The organism is Mesorhizobium sp. M4B.F.Ca.ET.017.02.2.1, from assembly GCF_003998955.1.
Taxonomy (GTDB): domain Bacteria; phylum Pseudomonadota; class Alphaproteobacteria; order Rhizobiales; family Rhizobiaceae; genus Mesorhizobium; species Mesorhizobium abyssinicae.
Window position 1 is genome coordinate 1 of record NZ_RZOF01000119.1, and the last position, 15,864, is coordinate 15,864.

The 15,864-nt window shown below is 60.5% G+C and carries 14 protein-coding genes and 4 pseudogenes; 6 read left to right on the forward strand and 12 right to left on the reverse strand.

Going from position 1 to position 15,864, the window contains the following annotated elements; all coding sequences use genetic code 11:
- The coding region (locus tag EN738_RS16220; RefSeq protein WP_145966858.1) for an NAD-dependent succinate-semialdehyde dehydrogenase at positions 1 to 1,085 on the forward strand (1,085 nt) is incomplete at its 5' end.
- A gap of 795 nt (positions 1,086 to 1,880) precedes the next feature.
- Here the strand turns inward: EN738_RS16220 and EN738_RS16225 are convergent.
- A complete protein-coding gene (locus EN738_RS16225) occupies positions 1,881 to 2,396 on the reverse strand; it encodes a DUF2285 domain-containing protein (RefSeq protein WP_236370644.1) in 516 nt (171 codons plus the stop codon).
- Between the two features lie 675 nt (positions 2,397 to 3,071).
- Between EN738_RS16225 and EN738_RS36755 the strand changes: the two are divergent.
- The 3 genes and pseudogenes from EN738_RS36755 to EN738_RS36315 all read left to right on the forward strand — a co-directional run.
- A pseudogene (locus tag EN738_RS36755) lies at positions 3,072 to 3,659 on the forward strand (transposase); the annotation flags it as partial.
- Between the two features lie 198 nt (positions 3,660 to 3,857).
- A complete protein-coding gene (locus tag EN738_RS35510) occupies positions 3,858 to 4,565 on the forward strand; it encodes a hypothetical protein (protein WP_029354820.1) in 708 nt (235 codons plus the stop codon).
- A gap of 323 nt (positions 4,566 to 4,888) precedes the next feature.
- Positions 4,889 to 5,065 carry a hypothetical protein gene (locus EN738_RS36315; protein ID WP_245494561.1) on the forward strand — a complete coding sequence of 59 codons (177 nt, stop codon included), beginning with the start codon at positions 4,889 to 4,891 and terminating at the stop codon, positions 5,063 to 5,065.
- Here the strand turns inward: EN738_RS36315 and EN738_RS36320 are convergent.
- The 3 genes and pseudogenes from EN738_RS36320 to istA all read right to left on the reverse strand — a co-directional run bounded on the left by EN738_RS36320 (position 5,028) and on the right by istA (position 7,655).
- Complete coding sequence (locus tag EN738_RS36320; RefSeq protein ID WP_095521251.1) at positions 5,028 to 5,423, reverse strand: hypothetical protein; 396 nt, start codon at positions 5,421 to 5,423, stop codon at positions 5,028 to 5,030. The two genes, EN738_RS36315 and EN738_RS36320, sit on opposite strands and share 38 nt — an antisense overlap.
- A 428-nt stretch (positions 5,424 to 5,851) precedes the next feature.
- Positions 5,852 to 6,140, reverse strand: a pseudogene (locus EN738_RS16240) (ATP-binding protein); the annotation flags it as partial.
- Positions 6,100 to 7,655, reverse strand: a pseudogene (gene istA / locus EN738_RS16245) (IS21 family transposase). The pseudogenes EN738_RS16240 and istA, both read right to left, overlap by 41 nt.
- A 194-nt stretch (positions 7,656 to 7,849) precedes the next feature.
- Here istA and EN738_RS16250 point away from each other — a divergent pair.
- Entirely contained in the window at positions 7,850 to 8,452 is a 603-nt protein-coding gene (locus EN738_RS16250; RefSeq protein WP_164892053.1) for a hypothetical protein, read from the forward strand.
- A 218-nt stretch (positions 8,453 to 8,670) separates the two neighbouring features.
- On the opposite strand, the gene EN738_RS16255 is transcribed toward EN738_RS16250, so the two are convergent.
- The 6 genes from EN738_RS16255 to EN738_RS16280 form a co-directional block, all read right to left on the reverse strand.
- Positions 8,671 to 8,946, reverse strand: coding sequence for a hypothetical protein (locus EN738_RS16255; protein WP_095521249.1), 276 nt, complete (start codon positions 8,944 to 8,946; stop codon positions 8,671 to 8,673).
- A gap of 30 nt (positions 8,947 to 8,976) precedes the next feature.
- Positions 8,977 to 10,559 (reverse strand): IS66 family transposase gene (locus tag EN738_RS16260; protein WP_245492544.1). Its coding sequence is split into 2 segments (ribosomal slippage): positions 8,977 to 9,683 and positions 9,683 to 10,559, totalling 1,584 coding nucleotides; the frame shifts between segments, so codons are not numbered across the junction.
- Between the two features lie 96 nt (positions 10,560 to 10,655).
- Positions 10,656 to 11,000 carry an IS66 family insertion sequence element accessory protein TnpB gene (gene tnpB / locus EN738_RS16265; RefSeq protein WP_127284559.1) on the reverse strand — a complete coding sequence of 115 codons (345 nt, stop codon included), beginning with the start codon at positions 10,998 to 11,000 and terminating at the stop codon, positions 10,656 to 10,658.
- On the reverse strand, positions 10,997 to 11,392 hold the full coding sequence (locus tag EN738_RS16270) for a transposase (RefSeq protein WP_164891872.1): 396 nt from the start codon (positions 11,390 to 11,392) through the stop codon (positions 10,997 to 10,999). The genes tnpB and EN738_RS16270 overlap by 4 nt, the downstream gene beginning before the upstream one ends.
- Positions 11,393 to 11,629: 237 nt before the next feature.
- On the reverse strand, positions 11,630 to 12,946 hold the full coding sequence (locus EN738_RS16275; protein ID WP_095521246.1) for a HipA domain-containing protein: 1,317 nt from the start codon (positions 12,944 to 12,946) through the stop codon (positions 11,630 to 11,632).
- Complete coding sequence (locus EN738_RS16280; protein ID WP_029354813.1) at positions 12,936 to 13,274, reverse strand: helix-turn-helix transcriptional regulator; 339 nt, start codon at positions 13,272 to 13,274, stop codon at positions 12,936 to 12,938. Before EN738_RS16280 ends, EN738_RS16275 begins: the two co-directional genes overlap by 11 nt.
- Before the next feature lie 1,272 nt (positions 13,275 to 14,546).
- Between EN738_RS16280 and EN738_RS36760 the strand changes: the two genes are divergently transcribed.
- Positions 14,547 to 15,080 (forward strand): hypothetical protein, encoded by a 534-nt coding sequence (locus tag EN738_RS36760; RefSeq protein ID WP_245500214.1) that lies wholly within the window; start codon positions 14,547 to 14,549, stop codon positions 15,078 to 15,080.
- On the opposite strand, the gene EN738_RS36330 is transcribed toward EN738_RS36760, so the two are convergent.
- Both EN738_RS36330 and EN738_RS35515 read right to left on the reverse strand, forming a co-directional pair.
- Entirely contained in the window at positions 15,011 to 15,541 is a 531-nt protein-coding gene (locus tag EN738_RS36330) for a hypothetical protein (RefSeq protein ID WP_236370649.1), read from the reverse strand. The genes EN738_RS36760 and EN738_RS36330 overlap by 70 nt on opposite strands.
- A 136-nt stretch (positions 15,542 to 15,677) precedes the next feature.
- Positions 15,678 to 15,864, reverse strand: a pseudogene (locus tag EN738_RS35515) (disulfide bond formation protein DsbA); the annotation flags it as partial.

Consider the following 15,864-nt stretch of genomic DNA (forward strand, 5'->3'; position numbering starts at 1 on the left):
ATCGCGTCTATGGCGAGACGATCTCGGCACCCTCGACAGACCGCCGAATGCTAGTGATCAAGCAGCCCAGCGGCGTTGTTGGCACGATCACGCCATGGAATTTCCCGGCCTCCATGGTGGCGCGCAAAATCTCGCCGGCCTTGGCTGCGGGCTGCACGATCGTGCTCAAGCCCGCTGAACAGACGCCGCTCGTGGCTGGCGCAATGTTCGCCCTTGCCCATCAGGCCGGCTTTCCCGATGGCGTGGTCAACCTGATCTATGCGTCCGAAGGTGATCGCGTCGGCCGTGAACTCTGCACCAATTCCAAGATCCGCAAGATCAGCTTCACCGGTTCGACCGAGGTCGGGCGGCTGCTGATGCGTCAGTGCTCTGACCAGATCAAGAAGGTTAGCCTTGAGCTCGGCGGCAACGCACCTTTCATCATCTTCGATGATGCCGACATCGACGCTGCTGTTGACGGTGCGATCCAGGCGAAGTTTCGCAATGCCGGCCAGACCTGCGTTTCGGCGAACCGTATTTACGTCCAATCGAGCGTTCACGATGAGTTCGTCAAGAAATTCGTGGAGAAAGTCCGGCACTTGTCGGTTGGCGACGGATTCGATGCCGGAGTGGACATCGGACCGCTCATCGACAGGCATGCTCTGGCCAAGATAGAGTCTCACATCGCAGATGCCATTGCGAAAGGCGGCACAATACGATGCGGGGGCCAACGTATCGGCAAGAATGGCACGTTTTTCAAACCCACGGTCCTCACCGAGATTTCCAGCGTCATGGCAGTCGCGCAAGAGGAGACATTCGGGCCGCTGGCGCCGATCATTCGCTTCAACGATGCGGATCAGGTCGTGCGCGAGGCCAATGACACGATTTACGGCCTCGCCGCATACTTCTATGCCTCCAACATGAAGCGGGTCTGGCGTGTGGCAGAGGCTCTGGAATATGGCATGGTTGGCATAAACACGGGACGCATGTCCTCGGAGGCGGCACCGTTTGGCGGCATGAAGCAATCCGGCATCGGGCGGGAGGGTTCCCGCCATGGCCTCGAGGACTATCTGGAAATGAAATATCTCTGCATGGGCGGGATTTGAAACCTGCTGCACTGTCTCTCCGCCCACCGGCCGCCCACCGGGGGCGGCCTGCGGTCAATGCCGCCACCTAATTTGAAGTTCCAAACGCCGTTGACCTGAAACACGGATGCCCGGCAGGAGACTGAGCTCGCTGCCGGGCCGGACATGCCTTGGGAGGGCATAAGTCAGCGCTCCTAGGGCCGATGGGGCCACTCAGTTCGTGCGCCTTTTGCCGATTGCGTTGCATGTGCCGTGCCAAGCCAAAAAGCATTGATAAACCGCCGATGGATCAGCTTTTGCCCTGTTGCGCACTCTACATTGTGGGATATGCGACAATGCCCAAGCGGTTGGATCGTCGTGTTGCAGATCCCCAGACGGGTCATGATTGCTATTCTTAGGACAGTGCGCAGCAAGCGCTACCCGCTGTACTACAGGCACACCATTTCCATAATCAAGCGGTGAGTGCGATGTCTGACCGAGCTGTCGGTCCAGGGGACAGTGTGAGGTCTCAAATCCCTCCATATTGTTGCACCCGCCGGTCCAACAGGACTGCAGGTCCGGACTCAAAGGATCTTGGCTGCTATGGCGACATTGCGGTGCACGCCGCTTTCCGACCACTGATGTGGGTTCAGGTCGAGGCCGGCCCTAATGAACCATCGCCTTGGCACCCTCGCCGATCTCATTTCGGCATCGACAAGCTAGACCAGAGCGCACCTTGCAAGGCGCCATGCAGATCTGTCGGCGGGCGAACTGTTGGTGACGGGTCAGCTGCGAGCGAACGTTCATCCACTGACGCACAGCGCGGACTGTCGCATTTCAAATTAGGAAATCTCTGTAGCCACCATTCATGAGCGCGCGGCCACGCGAGACGGCCCGACGGATGCGGTCGCGCAGATGATCGCGAGGATCCGCCCAGTCGGCATGGACGCGCCGTTGACCGATGAGAACTTCGGCGAGCTCGCGATGTGGTGCTCCGGCGAGCGAACCGTCGAGCGCACGAAGAACGAAGGACAAACGGACGCCGCGCTTTTCCGGCGCAAACAAGCGGGGGGGCAAATGTTGCCCTAGACTGAGAGCATTGAGGCACTCCAGTCCCCTCAGTCGATGCTTTAAAAGCACCGCGGGCCAGATGGCTTGCGTATGCAGGCAAACAGGGTGGAGGATATTCGCGCCCGAGACGGCGAGCTGCAGCGCGTGGTCCGCATTGCGAAGAAGAACATGCTGGCTCTTGTCGGGCGCCTGCAGGACGGTTGCACGACAGGGCAATGCCGAGAGTTCGAACGGCGGTGTCGGCGACGAGGCAGGCAACCGTTCCGCAATGAGCGGCAGCACATGGACGCACCAGAGCGGACACCAGAATACGACCGAAGCGCGGCCACAAGACTCCGCGAAACAGAACACCCCAGCGTGACAGGTCGCCGGCCGACGCGACCATATCGAGAAAGGGTCGGAGAGACCAAGTCTTGCAATGCTGGCGCGCAGCGGTCAGATCGCGCTGGAACGCCGGGTTGCGGCGTAAGAACTCCCAAGCCCACTCCCGCAGCGTCAGGCCAGCGGTGTAGTCGTATGATCTTTCATCCCGCCAATCGGCCTGATCCGCGCCAGTCAGGAGATTCATGACTGACACCCCCTGCCCGCGCCTGCGTGCGTCGAAACATTATGCCACTTCGCAAAGCACCGGCGAAGGCAGCAGACGTCGAAGGCACCTTTTTGTTGAAGCGTGCGGCATTGGCACTGGCGACGACACAAGATGTGCCCAAATTGCCACCAGACCGTCGAACGGGCACAGCGACGGCCAGCGCGACCTGAGCACGCCAAGGGAATTGATTCCTTAACGGTCATCGGCTCCTGCGTCGCGATCCAGACGTCCCTTGAAGGCGCAGTAGCGCGGCAGTGGATCGCACGCTGCTTGTCGGCAAGTTGTCGTAGCGGCGGCGCCATAGGCACGGTCATCGGAGGGTCTCCTGCGGCAAGTTTTCGCCATTGGAGGCCAATCTGCCCGCTATGGCAGCCTGTGCAGTTGCACAGGTGAAGCGGACCAATCAGGGGGGAGCTATGGCGGAAACTGGGTGATGACGGTTTGAGGAGAGCGGCGTATCGAGGCGGGTGATGAAGCCTGCCAGAACCTCTCAAGGAGAGCGATACGCCATGAACGAGACTGTCAACATTGTTCGCCTTCGTCAGCCCGACGAAATCGGTGATACCCTGACGGATGTACTTCGCAGCGGCGCGCGCAAATTGCTTGCGCAGGCGATCGAGATGGAAGCCGAGGCGTATGCTAAGGCGGTCGACTGCCTGACGAAGGATCAGAATGCGTCGCTGGCGTTCTACGATTTCCCCGCCGAACACTGGGATCATCTGCGAAGGTCCAATCCCATCGAAAGCGTCTTTGCGACCGTTCGCCACCGCACGGTGCGTACCAAGGGCTCGCTATCCTCGACAACCGCCCAGATGATGGTCTTCAAGCTGGTCATGGCCGCGGCCAGGACGTGGCGACGATTGAAAGGACAAAATCAGTTGCCGAAACTCATCGCAGGTGCCAGGTTCCTGGACGGAATCGAGGTCATCGAAACGAAGCCGCAGAGCGCCGCTTGATCAGCCTCGTCACCCAAATTCCAGCATAGCTCCATCGGAACTGCCAGCCTTCCTTGCCGATCAGGCGCAGATCAGCGCTGACGATACCGAGGACGGCGACGGCGATCACCTCCAGGCCGCCAAGTAACGACCCTCAAAACACCGCCCTGGGCCGGCCGTCCCATCGGGCCTTTCTGTTTCTGGACAAAGAGCAAACATATGTCCGCAAGCGACATTTACGAGAATGCCCCACTCGGGAAGCTGATCAACTATGGTGATCGTGCCCCCAAACCGCTCGCCCGACAGGACCGTCTCATGAACGCCCTTCCCGCACGAGCCGCCGGCATTCCGGCTGGCTTCCTCGATCAGACCGCGTCCAACCGGACCAGCCGCGCCACCCGGATTCTGCATGCCGCCGACCATATCACGCCCTTTCTCGAACGGGGTCGGCCGATCGGCGCGAATGCAAGGGAGCGGGCTTTGCAAAGACCGGCAAGGCAGAATGGGATTCCTGGGGAACTGGTCGAGGCCAGCCTGAACCGGTATCTTGTGCCTGCCCTCGGGAGTCGCTCTATCCACCATGTGACCGACACCGACATTGCTAACATCACCAATAAGATCGTCGCCGGGGGTCACCCGCAAGCGGCTAACACGGCCTTCTGGTATATGCGGGCATTTTCAACTGGTGTCGCAAACCGCCGCAACGGCTCATCGCGGTTTCCCCGCGAGGAATTGGAAAATCCGGCCCCGATCGTCAAGCGCAAGCGAGTGGTGAACGATGCCGAACTGGCGGCTATCCGGTGTCGCAAACCGCCGCAACGGCTCGTCGCGGTTTCCCCGCGAGGGATTGGAAAATCCGGCCCTGATCGTCAAGCGCAAGCGAGTGGTGAACGATGCCGAACTGGCGGCTATATGGACGGGCTGTGAGCCCGAACCGGGCGATATCGGCTATTCGTTCGGCTCCATCGTCAAGCTGCTCATGCTGACCGGACAGAGGCGTACGGAAGTTGCCGCGATGCGTTGGTCTGAACTCAACCTTGAAGCCGGAACATGGGACCTATCGGCGGACCGCACGAAGAACGAAGAGCCTACGCTTATTCCGCTGTCCACACTGGCGGTGTCGGTCCCCCAGTCGGTACCGAAGACCAATGACACATTTGTTTTCCCTGCGAGGGGCAACGGCTTTGGAGAACTGGACCCTTCACGATCTGCGCAGGACGCTCGCGACAAATCTCGGCAGGCGGCAGGTATTGCCACACGTCATCGAGCACATACTGAATCACAAGGCAGCGTCCCTGACAGACATAGGCGAAATCCACAATCTCTATACCTACGTCAAGGAGAAGCGCGAGGTGTTGCAGATGTGGTCAAATCACATCGAATGGCTGATCAAGCAGGCTTCGGAAATGGACGCTCTGGCGGCGTAGCTGCTGGCATGGGCGGAAGATGCGGCGCAACAATCATCAGAGCCTCATCGAATTGGAGATCATGCTTGACCAGCAAATGCGCGGCCAATGCTTCGATGGCCGACCTGTGATCGAGTACTAGCCGGGCCGTGCGATCTTCGATCCGCCCCCAATCGGGGCGGCGCGGCATCAGGAACCGCAACTCACCATAGATTCGCTTGGCATCCGCGTAGTCGCTGCTCCCCTCATTCTCGTCGGACGCATTCATCGCCATATCGAACGGGTCCAGATAGCCTTCGAATGCGGATTCTGCAAAAGGACCTGCCAGACACGTAACTATCTCCCGGATCGCACAATCGCGTTCCAAATATCGATCCATATCGTCCTCGAAAATCGGCTTTCGCTTCGAGGTGAATCCTTGCGCTGAATAAAACCCGCGCCTTCGACAACACCACGGTAATCTCCGTCACCGGGGTCGGGGTAAATACTAACACTTGAGAAAGCAGGGAGTTTACGGTCGTCGTCGAACATCTGACGGTTCAAAACGATGGCGGCCACCGCGTGCCCGGCTTCGTGGTGCGCCACAAACGGGAGATATTGGGAGGCTACATTCATGCGGTGCGGCTCTCAGGTCTAGTTTGCTTTTGCGCATAGGACCGCAATCGTCGTGCCAACTGGGAAAATCGTTTCGGACAATGCGATCGCTCCGATAGCGTTGTGTCTCCTGTCTGACATTGTTGGGAAGTCGACACGCGCCCGTCGCAATGCGGTCGACCTTCCGCGCGAGTTGGGTGACCCGTGAAGGCGGCCGACCAGGACGATGTTGCGCTGATCGGCGACGAAGGCGCCGCCGGGCGAGATCGCGCATCAGGGGTTCGGTGACCGGCGTGTCGGCGAAGTCGAAGTCGTCGATGTCCTTGGCCAGCGGCAACTTGGCGACGGCGAACTGGTATTTGATGGAGCGGGCCTGCTTCTCCGATATCTCGGCTTGCAAGAGATCACCGACAATCCTGGGCGGCTCGTGCCGTCGCTTGATGGCGACGCCCATGATCTCGTCATAGGCGCTGCGCATTCCGTAGAGCTTCAGCGCCCCCATCAGTTCCAGAACCTCGGTGCGTTTCCGTTTGTCCTCCTGAGACTGTCATAGCTGGCGCAGTCGGCGACCGGCTCGTGAGCTAGGGTCAGCGCCTGGGGAATGGAAAGGATCGTGCCCGGCGCCGGATCGCGGCTGCGGGCCAGGATGTTGAGGATCACCGCCGCCGAACAGACGCCATGCTCGAGCGCTTCCTGGCAGGCGCTCTCGACCGCGCTCAATCCGTCGGTCAGAACGCAGGTGAGGATCGACACCATCTGCCGGTCGCCGTCATCGGCCGCCCCTAGCTTGCGGCGCACCTTCTCCATGGCTGATGGCAGAACCCATTCCCGGAAAGGCGCGCCGTTGCGCAGGCCGTTCGGTTTGCGGGCCATCACCGGCACGTAGTGCCAGGGATCGTAGACGACCTCGTTGCGGCCGAAAGAGCGTGCGTGCTCGCCGACGACCGCGCCATCCTGGCGGATGACGATGCGGTCGGCATAAGCATGGATCTCGACCGGCCGACCGACGGCACTCGACAGCACCGAGTATTTGTTGTTGTCGAAGCGCACCGTGCAGGTTTTCGACACCGACGCGGGAATGCAATGGTAGCCGTCGAAGCGACCGGCATAGGGAATGAAGCTGGCGCGTTCTTCTTCGAGTACGTCCCAGATCGTGCGCTCACCCTGTTCGGGATGCCGACGCGCCTTGGCATTAGGCAACGCATTTGTCGGCCAGCCAGCCGTTGAGATCCTCCAACGTCTTGAAGCGCAGCCTCGGTGTGAAGAAGCGCTCGCGCACCAGCCCGACCTGGTTCTCGACTTGCCCCTTCTCCCAGCCGGCCGCCGGTGTGCAGGCCTCCGGCTCGACAAGGTAATGCCCGCACATCTGCGCAAAGCGGCGGTTGTAGCGGCGATCCCTGCCGATGAAGATCGCGTCCACCGCCGTCTTCATGTTGTCGTAGATGCCGCGCGTGCAGGCGCCACGGAAGAAGGCGAACGCCCGGTCATGCGCGTCGAACACCATCTCCTGCGTCTCGCGCGGATAGGCCCTCACGAAGAACATGCGGCTGTGGCAGAGCCGCATGTGCGCGACCTTCACTGTCACCGTCACGCCGTCGAGCAGGACGATCTCGGTGACTCCAGTCGAACTGGTAGGCCTCGCCAGGTGCAAAACTCAGCGGAATGTAGCCCTCGGCCACGGCGCTGCCGCGATCCGCCGCCCAGCTCTGAGCATGCCGCCACCCCGAACTGTAGCTGCCGTCATAGCCGAGGCCGCGAAGCTCCTCGAAAATACGGATCAGCGTCAGCCGCTCCCGCTGCGGCTTGGCCGCATTCGCCGACAGCAGCCGGTCCAGCGTCTCACGCCAGGCTCCCATGCGGGGATAGGGCTGGTGCTTGCGCTCGTAGCGGAACTCCGTCTCCTCAGAACGCAAGACCTTGCGCACCACCTTGCGCGAGATCTTCAGCTCGCCTTGCTCGACTTCCCCTGGACCAGCGACAGCCGACGTATCTTTGCAATCGTCTCCAAAACCAACATCCAAAACACAAATGCCTCCGATCAAGCCGGAGGCATCTTGATGACCCCATCGTTAAGGGGTCCCGTTTGGACGAAAAGCACCCCTTAAACAGGGTCCTCATTCCACGAAAAATCAATGCACTACCTGACGTCAATCCACAGCATTGGGCCGAAGCATGCCACGGGCTCATGCCGCGGAGAGCGGGAAGATATTCTTGAAAGAAGCGGTCTCCGACATCAATACCGACAGGATCGGCAGCTTTCTCACGTCACTTGAGGTCGAGCGTGGCAGTTGCGACCCGCAATGCAAGGCTGGCGGCGATGCATACCTTGCGCGGTTCCTGATCTCGGAGCACCCCGAATATATGGATACGCTGCAACTGGTGGTGACACTTCCCTTCAAGAGGGCGCGCGGGTGGCACCTGTCGAATATCTCGAAGAGCCCGAAATCAAGAGCGTCCTGGCGCGTATCGACCGCCGCACGCCTTCTGGAGCGGGATTACGCACTGTTCTCGCTGATGTTCAATACGGATGCACGAGTTCAGGAAATCCTGAATCTTCGAATTTGTGACCTTCGTCTGGTATCGCCCTGTCCCGCCGAGCAAAGGGGCTTTCTCAACGACCGCGGCACACCGCTGACCCGGTTCGGTGTTCGATACTTGCTGCGCAAACATGTTGATATGGCTGCGGGGGAAGGAACCACCCTGGCGGAAAAAAGCATCCATCACCGCTCTTTGCGGCACACGACGGCCATCCACCTTGTCAAGGCGGGTGTTGACATAGCCACCATCAGTCAATGGCTAGCCACTCGGGGCTGAACGTAACGTGCGCTACGCCCGGGCCGGTATCGATATGAAGCGGCAAGCGCTCGAACAAGTCTTTCCCCGACGTGATGTCATCGGCAAAAGATCAGACAATCATCGCTATGATGGCGGGATGTTACGCTGCCTGCAGCGCTTGTAGACGCTCAGTTATGTGGAGTTGTATCGTGGGAAGTCGCGCGTCTGTGGTAACCATTCGGCCAGGGCCGCGGTGACTATGATTTCGGGCGACGGTTTTCTGCGCTAGGTTTCGGCGGTGCGTGACCCGCAGCCCTGCGCTCGTCGACGATATGCCGAAGGTTGTCGATGCCGTCTTCGGTGAAGACAACGATAGGTTCGCTTAATTCGGATGCGGGATAGCCGTCGTAGGCGCTCAGGCAACCGTCTTCCGAGAACATCTCGATCGAGCAATCGCGCAAAAAGTCTTCGTCTTCTTCGAGCATCTCGGCCACATATTTGAGGGTGTAAAGAGCGGAGTTGCGATATCTCATCTGACGGCCTCGTTTATTTGTAGGCCCAGATCAGGCAGCCTTATCCGCTGCGGCCGTCAGAAGGCTCCAATTCCACGGGAGCAAGTCCTCGATCTGCGTGATCGGCGTGTCGGCGATGCAGGCGAGGACGTCGGCAAGCCATGCCTGCGGATCGATGCCGTTGAGCTTGGCGGTGTTGATCAGCGTCGCCATGAAGGCGGCCCGATCGGCACCTCGATCGGAGCCTGCAAATAGCCAAGCTTTCCTGCCCAGAGCAAAACCACGCAGCGCGCGTTCGGCCGCGTTGTTGGTGAGGCAAATCCGGCCATCGCCGAGGAAGGTCGTGAATCCTTCCCAGCGCTTCAGCATATAGTCGATTGGCTCGGCGACCGGAGAGCTGCGCGACAGTCTTGCCCGCTCTGCCCGCATCCAGGCCTCAAGTTCGGTGGCGATAAGACGGCTTTCCTGCCGTCGTTGCAGACGTTCGTCGGAGACGAGTCCGTTGATGTCGCGCTCGATACCAAACAGGGCGTCGATGCGTTTGACCGCCTCGAGCGCGATCGGTGAGATCGGCGCGGCGTTCTTGCCACGCTTGGCATTGGCGGCGATGTCGGCAAGTACGAAGAACTTGCGGCGCGCATGCGCCCAGCACAGCGCCTGGGTCAGCGGACTGGGATCGCGGTCCACCTTGAACAGCGGATTGTAACTGCCATAGGCATCGGCCTGCAGAATGCCGGTGAAGTTCCTCAAATGACGCTCGGATGCTCCTGCCGCCGATCGCGCGAAGCATAGTAGAGCGCCGCCGGTGGCGATTGCCCGCCGAACGGCCGGTCATCCCTGACATAGGTCCAGATGCGGCCTGTATCGGTCTTGCCCTTCGCCAGGATCGGCACGGTCGTGTCGTCGGCATGGAGACGATCAGCGGCAAGCACATGCGCCTCGATTAGCGCGTGCACCGGCTTCAGCGCCACGGCACAAGCGCCGACCTGGTCCGCAAGCGTCGACAGGCTGAGGTCGACGCCCTCGCGGGCATAGCGCTCGCTCTGCCGGTTCAGCGGTTGATGCTGGGCGAACTTCTCGAACAGGACCATCGCCAAAAGGTTCGGTCCGGCAAAGCCGCGCGGCGTCACATGGAAGGACGCCGGCGGCTGCGAGATCTTCTCGCATTCACGGCAGGTGAACTTCTCGCGCACGGTCTGGATCACCTTCCACTGGCGCGGGATCACCTCCAGCGTCTCGGTAATGTCCTCGCCAAGCTTGGCCAGCCTGCCCGAGCCGCAGCACGGGCAGTTCCGGGGTGCGGCGATGACCACGCGCTCACGTGGCAGATGGTCGGGAAAGGGCTTGCGCGACGGGCGCTTGCGCTCGAAAGCTCGGACTGTCGATGACCGCGCTGTCAGTTCCGCCGCCAATTCGTCCTGGCTGGCGTCGGCTTCCAACTCCTCAAGTTGCAATTCCATCTGTTGGAGAAGCCTGGCCTTGCGTTCGGAGCGGCTGCCATGGATCTCGCGCTTCAGCTTCTCTATCTCCAGCCTGAGCCGCGCGATCAGCACATCGGAGTGCGAGTTCAAGGCTTGCGCGCGAGCGGCGAGCGCTTGCGCCTCACGGCGGGCCGCACGCTCGGCGAGGATCATCGCGTGCGCACTGGCAAGGTCACCGGGAAGCTGATCGGCCACATCGGTCATGGCGCGATGGAATCATATTCGCTCCCGCCAAGCCAGCGGTTTTGCTCATCCCGCCGAGCTCGGACGCCAGGTTTTTTGCGGCATCCGCCAGTCGATGCCTTCTAGCAAATAGCCGAGCTGCGCGGGCGTGATCACCACCGTGCCATCGGCCGATGGCCAGATGAACCGGCCACGCTCGAGCTTCTTCGTGAACAGGCAGGCACCCTGGCCGTCATGCCAGATCACCTTGATCAAGTCACCCTGCCGCCCGCGGAAACAGAACAGGTAACCGGTGTGCGGATCGCGCTTCAATGTCTCCTGCACCATCAGCGACAGGCCCGGGAAGCCCTTGCGCATATCGGTATAGCCAGTGGCGAGCCACACCTTAACGCCGCTCGGGATCGAGATCATCGCCGCTCCAGCACATCCAGGATCCGGCCGAGCGCCTCGCTATCGATATCACTCTCGACCCGCAGGCGGCGGGCGCCGCCAAGCTCGATCGACACCATGCTGCTCTTCTTGCGCGGTCTGGAGATCGGCGGTGGCTGCGCTGGCGATTGCGGCGCTGGCAGCGCCTCGACGACTTCCACGGCAACGAGTTGCGGCACGGACGGCGCGGAGATCTGGCAGAGTTCCTTGCGCCACCGGAAAAGCTGGCTCACATGAATGCCAGCCGATCGCGCGGTCTCGGAAACACTAGCCCCAGGCTCAAACGTCGCCGCGACCAGCCGCTCCTTATCCTCCCGAGACCAGCGCCGGCGCCGCTCGACCGACGTGATCACTTCAATCTGATGCTTCGTCACAGGGCTACTCCTAGTGCTTGCACTAGGACTTGCAGCCTTCAGCCTACCTCAGCAAGACGGCCGTGACCGCGGGGATACCGTCTGTGGGCTCTTGCGGTGTCAGCTCCACATCTCTCCGCAGTGCACGTTGTCGCTGTCGAAGAGCCGTGTGTTCATGACTTCGTGCTGGCACGGCAAGGATTGTCCATATTGTGGGCGTCTTGCGCTTGCCGAGCTTGTCCGAAATCCAGCGCCGGATCAGGCGTGAACACTGTTGCGTAGTTCGTCAGCCAGAGCGCGGAGAACGTCGGCGCTCCCTTCCAGCGCCGTAAAAGCGTAGGGATTGAGGAACTGTCGGCCCCAGAACAGATTGCGATCTGTGCCGGATAGCGTAGCTTCCTCGCTGACACGCGGCCAATTCTTCGCAATGCATCGGAGCTGGCCTTCAACAATCGCAAGAGCTTCCGGCGCGCTGAGCAGGAAGTGATGCGCGGCTTCAAGGCAGGACGCGATCCGGCTCATGCGGTTATTGCCGCTGATGAGCATGGCCTGGCTGGCCTCCTGGCCACTGCGGGCCTGCGGACAAATATCGTAAGCAGGCGTGAGGGTGAGCTTAGCCCCGTCCCAGAATGCCGCATGGTTGCGGGCATGATCGTCGGTGTTGCCGCAAAGTATGTTGAAGACAATGCGGCTGAACAACTCGCGCAGAGTTTCCGACGGCGCGGTGAATCGGTGGCGAATGATCTCCGCCAAATCCTGGTAGCTGGCGTAACGCGCCATCATCTCATCGAGCGCGAGCATCGTCAGCGCTGAGACCATGGATTTGCGTTGCCAGCCGCCCGTGACCTTGATCCGGTCGAATCGCTCGACGAGCAACACGTCCTTGCCTGCGGCGCGAACAAGCGAGACGGATGCCGCTCTGATGCCGCACAAGGCGGCAAGCCGCATGGCTATGAATTCTCCTTTGACGACGCTGTAAAGGTCGGCAGACGAGGAAAATTTCGCGACATGCTTGATGGCGTCGTCCTCGATCAGCGCCTTTGGCCTTGCGCCGCCGATCGAGCTGCCGTGATGCAGCGCCTGATCTAATTCGGGGGTGAGCGGAATACCTTTTTCTACCCGCTCCGCCGATTGGACAAGCTCTTCGAGAGTGGCATTGGCCAGTGCGCGCGGCTCGTAATTCGTGGGCGAAAACTGAAAATCGAGCGCGCCGATGCGGTCCGAGCCTGATTCCAGCAGGAACGTCAGTTCTGAAATATCGAGCCGCGCGATTTCATCGCCCTTCACACCGAATTTGCGGTTTAGGATAACCCGTCGTCCCCAGGCATCGGGGGCAGCATCGCGGATGCATCCCGGCATGGTTAGGCCAGGAAGCAAAGGCAATTCGCCTGCCTTCAGGGGCAGTTCCGGGAGATAAAGCGGGATCGCGCTGCCCAGTTCACGAAAGCTCCTGCCATAGTTGAAGCTGACGAGTCCGTCATGGGCATATAGCCGCCCGGCGACAACCGGCGCGGTCTCGCCCGGCAGCCAGACCCAGACATAGGCTTCGTCGTACTTGGGGACCTTAGAACTCATCGACGATCTGCTTGCCGGCCTTGTAGACGTGCTTCGGCAGCAGCGCGATGCGATCGTCCATGCGGCCTGTGAGGGCTGTGATGCCCTTGCCGTCCGCATCGAACAGCTTCACACCGACAATGGCAGCAGCTTCGAACATCAGTCCGATTTCGACTTTGGGATCGCCCTTCTCGATGCGCTGCAGGGTGCTGCGTGAAACACCGATTCTCTCGGCTAACTCCTGTGCGGTTAACCGGTGCTGCATCCGGCCCAGCCGGATGGTCTTACCGAAAAGGCCAAGCGCTTCCATCGCGTAGCGCGAATAGGTGCGTTTATGCGTTGCCGTCATTCGGGTCTCCGTGGCCTATCCATGAGCCATATCACCTCATTTCGACCTTTATATAGGTAACGTCGCAGAGCGACTGCCAAAGTCAAGCCTCCGTATCGTATGATCCAAATCCCCCTGATTCGACTTTATATGCAGCAAGAGTTCGCATCACGGCTACGTTCGGAAAGCGAGGTAGAATGCGACGGGAGACGCAAGCGTTACCCATCCGAACAAGGACGGCGAATATTGCCTACGGCTCCTGCACAACCGGCCAGCTCTGCGCGCCTCGGGCGAGGCGGAGATCTGGCGCTGGACCGCGGACAGCCTTGAGATGCCTCGCATGAGTCATTCGATGGGCGGTCCCTGGTGCCGCTACGCCAAGCGCGATGAAGCGTTGCGGTCTTCGTCGCGCGCAACGGCGAAAGCGTGCAGGAGGATGGCTCGGGTCAGGGTGGACAAGCATCTGCGTAACAATTTGCTTTTCGAGGACGGGACGAGTCCAGGTTGGCCGCTGCTCAAGGCGCTGGCTCCGCAGCAGAGCCGAGTGAACTGGAGGGTCTGGTCCGGCGTCGAGGCACGGCGCAAGGCCTGCCGCGACGGGCGCGGATAGTGCTGCTGGCCAGCGAGAGGATGTAGAACAAGGAAATTGCCTTACGCCTTGGTGCAACGCCCAACACAGTGGGCACATTGCGTCGGCGCTTTGCCGAACAGCGGCTCGATAGCCTTTACGATGAACCGCGTCCCGGCGCGCCCGATGAGGAGATTGCCGAGACGATCCGGTTGACGCTGGGAGACGACGCCGCGGGACGCAACCCACTAGCCTGACTCTGCAATCTTGAGGAGCGCCAAGTTTATTCTGGCGTGCGGCGAGCTCAACGCCGAGCCGCTTGGCATCGATGCACGACACGACGTGATGCGGCGGTGTCGCACGGGTTCTCACGGTTTGTGGCTTCGGGATCGCGCGGAAGGCCACGCTTTTCTGGCGGCTCGCGCACCGGTGCCAGACGGCCGTCGGGACCTTAAAATCGACGGGATGACCGGCGGACAACACCTCCACGCCGGCCATACCAGGCCTGGCGGACCGCCCGGACAATCCTGAGATTCTGGCCGACGTCGGCGCCGCTTGGATATCCGCGATTGAATGGATTGCGCGCAGAGGCATTGTGCGTCCTTAATGCACGCATGGTCTTACGTGCTCAGCGTCAGAAATGACTGCGCTTAAAACGTCAGCTTGAAGCCGGCCGACAGGGTCAAGGCATAGAAGTCCATGCCAGCGCTATCCTTGTGGGTTCCTTGTTCGCCGGTCGCGATGCTGTAGGCCGTTTTCTAGCCTTTGTTGCGAAAATATTTGTCGACATTGCCGGCCAGGAAGACGCTGGCGCGGTCGGTCATCTGATAATCGATCTTGGCGCCGGCCGAGATGAACGGCACCGTGAAGAGGTCGTCCTCAAATCGCAGGCCGCGCCCCTCCTCGCGCAGCCAGTGATGGTCAACAGCGCTTGCATCAACGGTGAAGCCGCTGCGGAGCAGACCCGAGAGCGTCAAGTTCCCGAGCGTCGTGGTCGCTTTCGCGCCAAGGAACAGGCCGAAATAGCGCTGTTCGTAATCGATGACCGGTTCGCCGTCCGGGAACTTGCCGCGATCCTCGCGAAAGCCGAAGCGGTCCCCACTCTATATGTACGAACCGCCATAGGCCTTCCACTTCATGTTGGTGTATTTGAAGCCACCATGAAGGTTGATAACCGTGGCATCGTTGATCACGAAGTCTGGGCCTGCTGCCATGTCAAGGTTGATGTAGCGGTCAAGGCGGGTGTCGGGGTGGATTGACTGATCCGACCAATCCTGTCCGGCAATACGCCGTTGGCTGAGATGGTCCAGTTCTTCCAGACCTCGGCCTTTAGCCCGGTGGTCAGAACCGGCGCGCCGGTTTCCCAGATCAATTTGCTGATACGATTGCCCACTTCGTCGTAGAAAAGCTCGTTGCCCTTTAGCCAGGTGTAGCCAACGCCACCAAGAAACACGACGCTCTTGTCGGGCGCTGAATAGGTGGTCGAATGCGCCGCCATGGCGATGGTCGACGATGTGCAGAACGTGCCGAAAGCAAGAATTGCAAATGCTGATGTGCAGCGATTCATGGGGCCTCCTCGGGACCTCCGTTGGTGATCTTTCGTTGAACGACGGCGGCTCACAGCGCCCGTTTGCAGGCGTTGTTTGTCGCGGCGACCATTGCTGGGCATTGGTGCAAAGACGTTGAACTCCGATGCGATGTCCGGGACGGCTTTGGTCATTGCCCTTTGTCTGGTGCGCTGCATAGAACGGCTTGGTCCGCCCACTACCGCGTTGCCGGGCCATATAAGAGATTTGGCCCGACGCGAGAGGCGGCACTCGTGGCCAGAGAACGGGATCGCACCGGCCGCCACGCTGTCAAAATGCCGAAGTTGGTGATCCGGCACGACGCTTAGCTTCTTCTCGCTCTTTGGCGACGAAGCGTTCCAGCGTGTGAATCTTGAGCACACCTGAAATCACTTCGTCGCCGAGAACCAACGCCGGCGTGACGTTGATGTACAGCTCCTTGGCGAGCGCGCAATTGCGCTCGAGGACGTTTTCGATG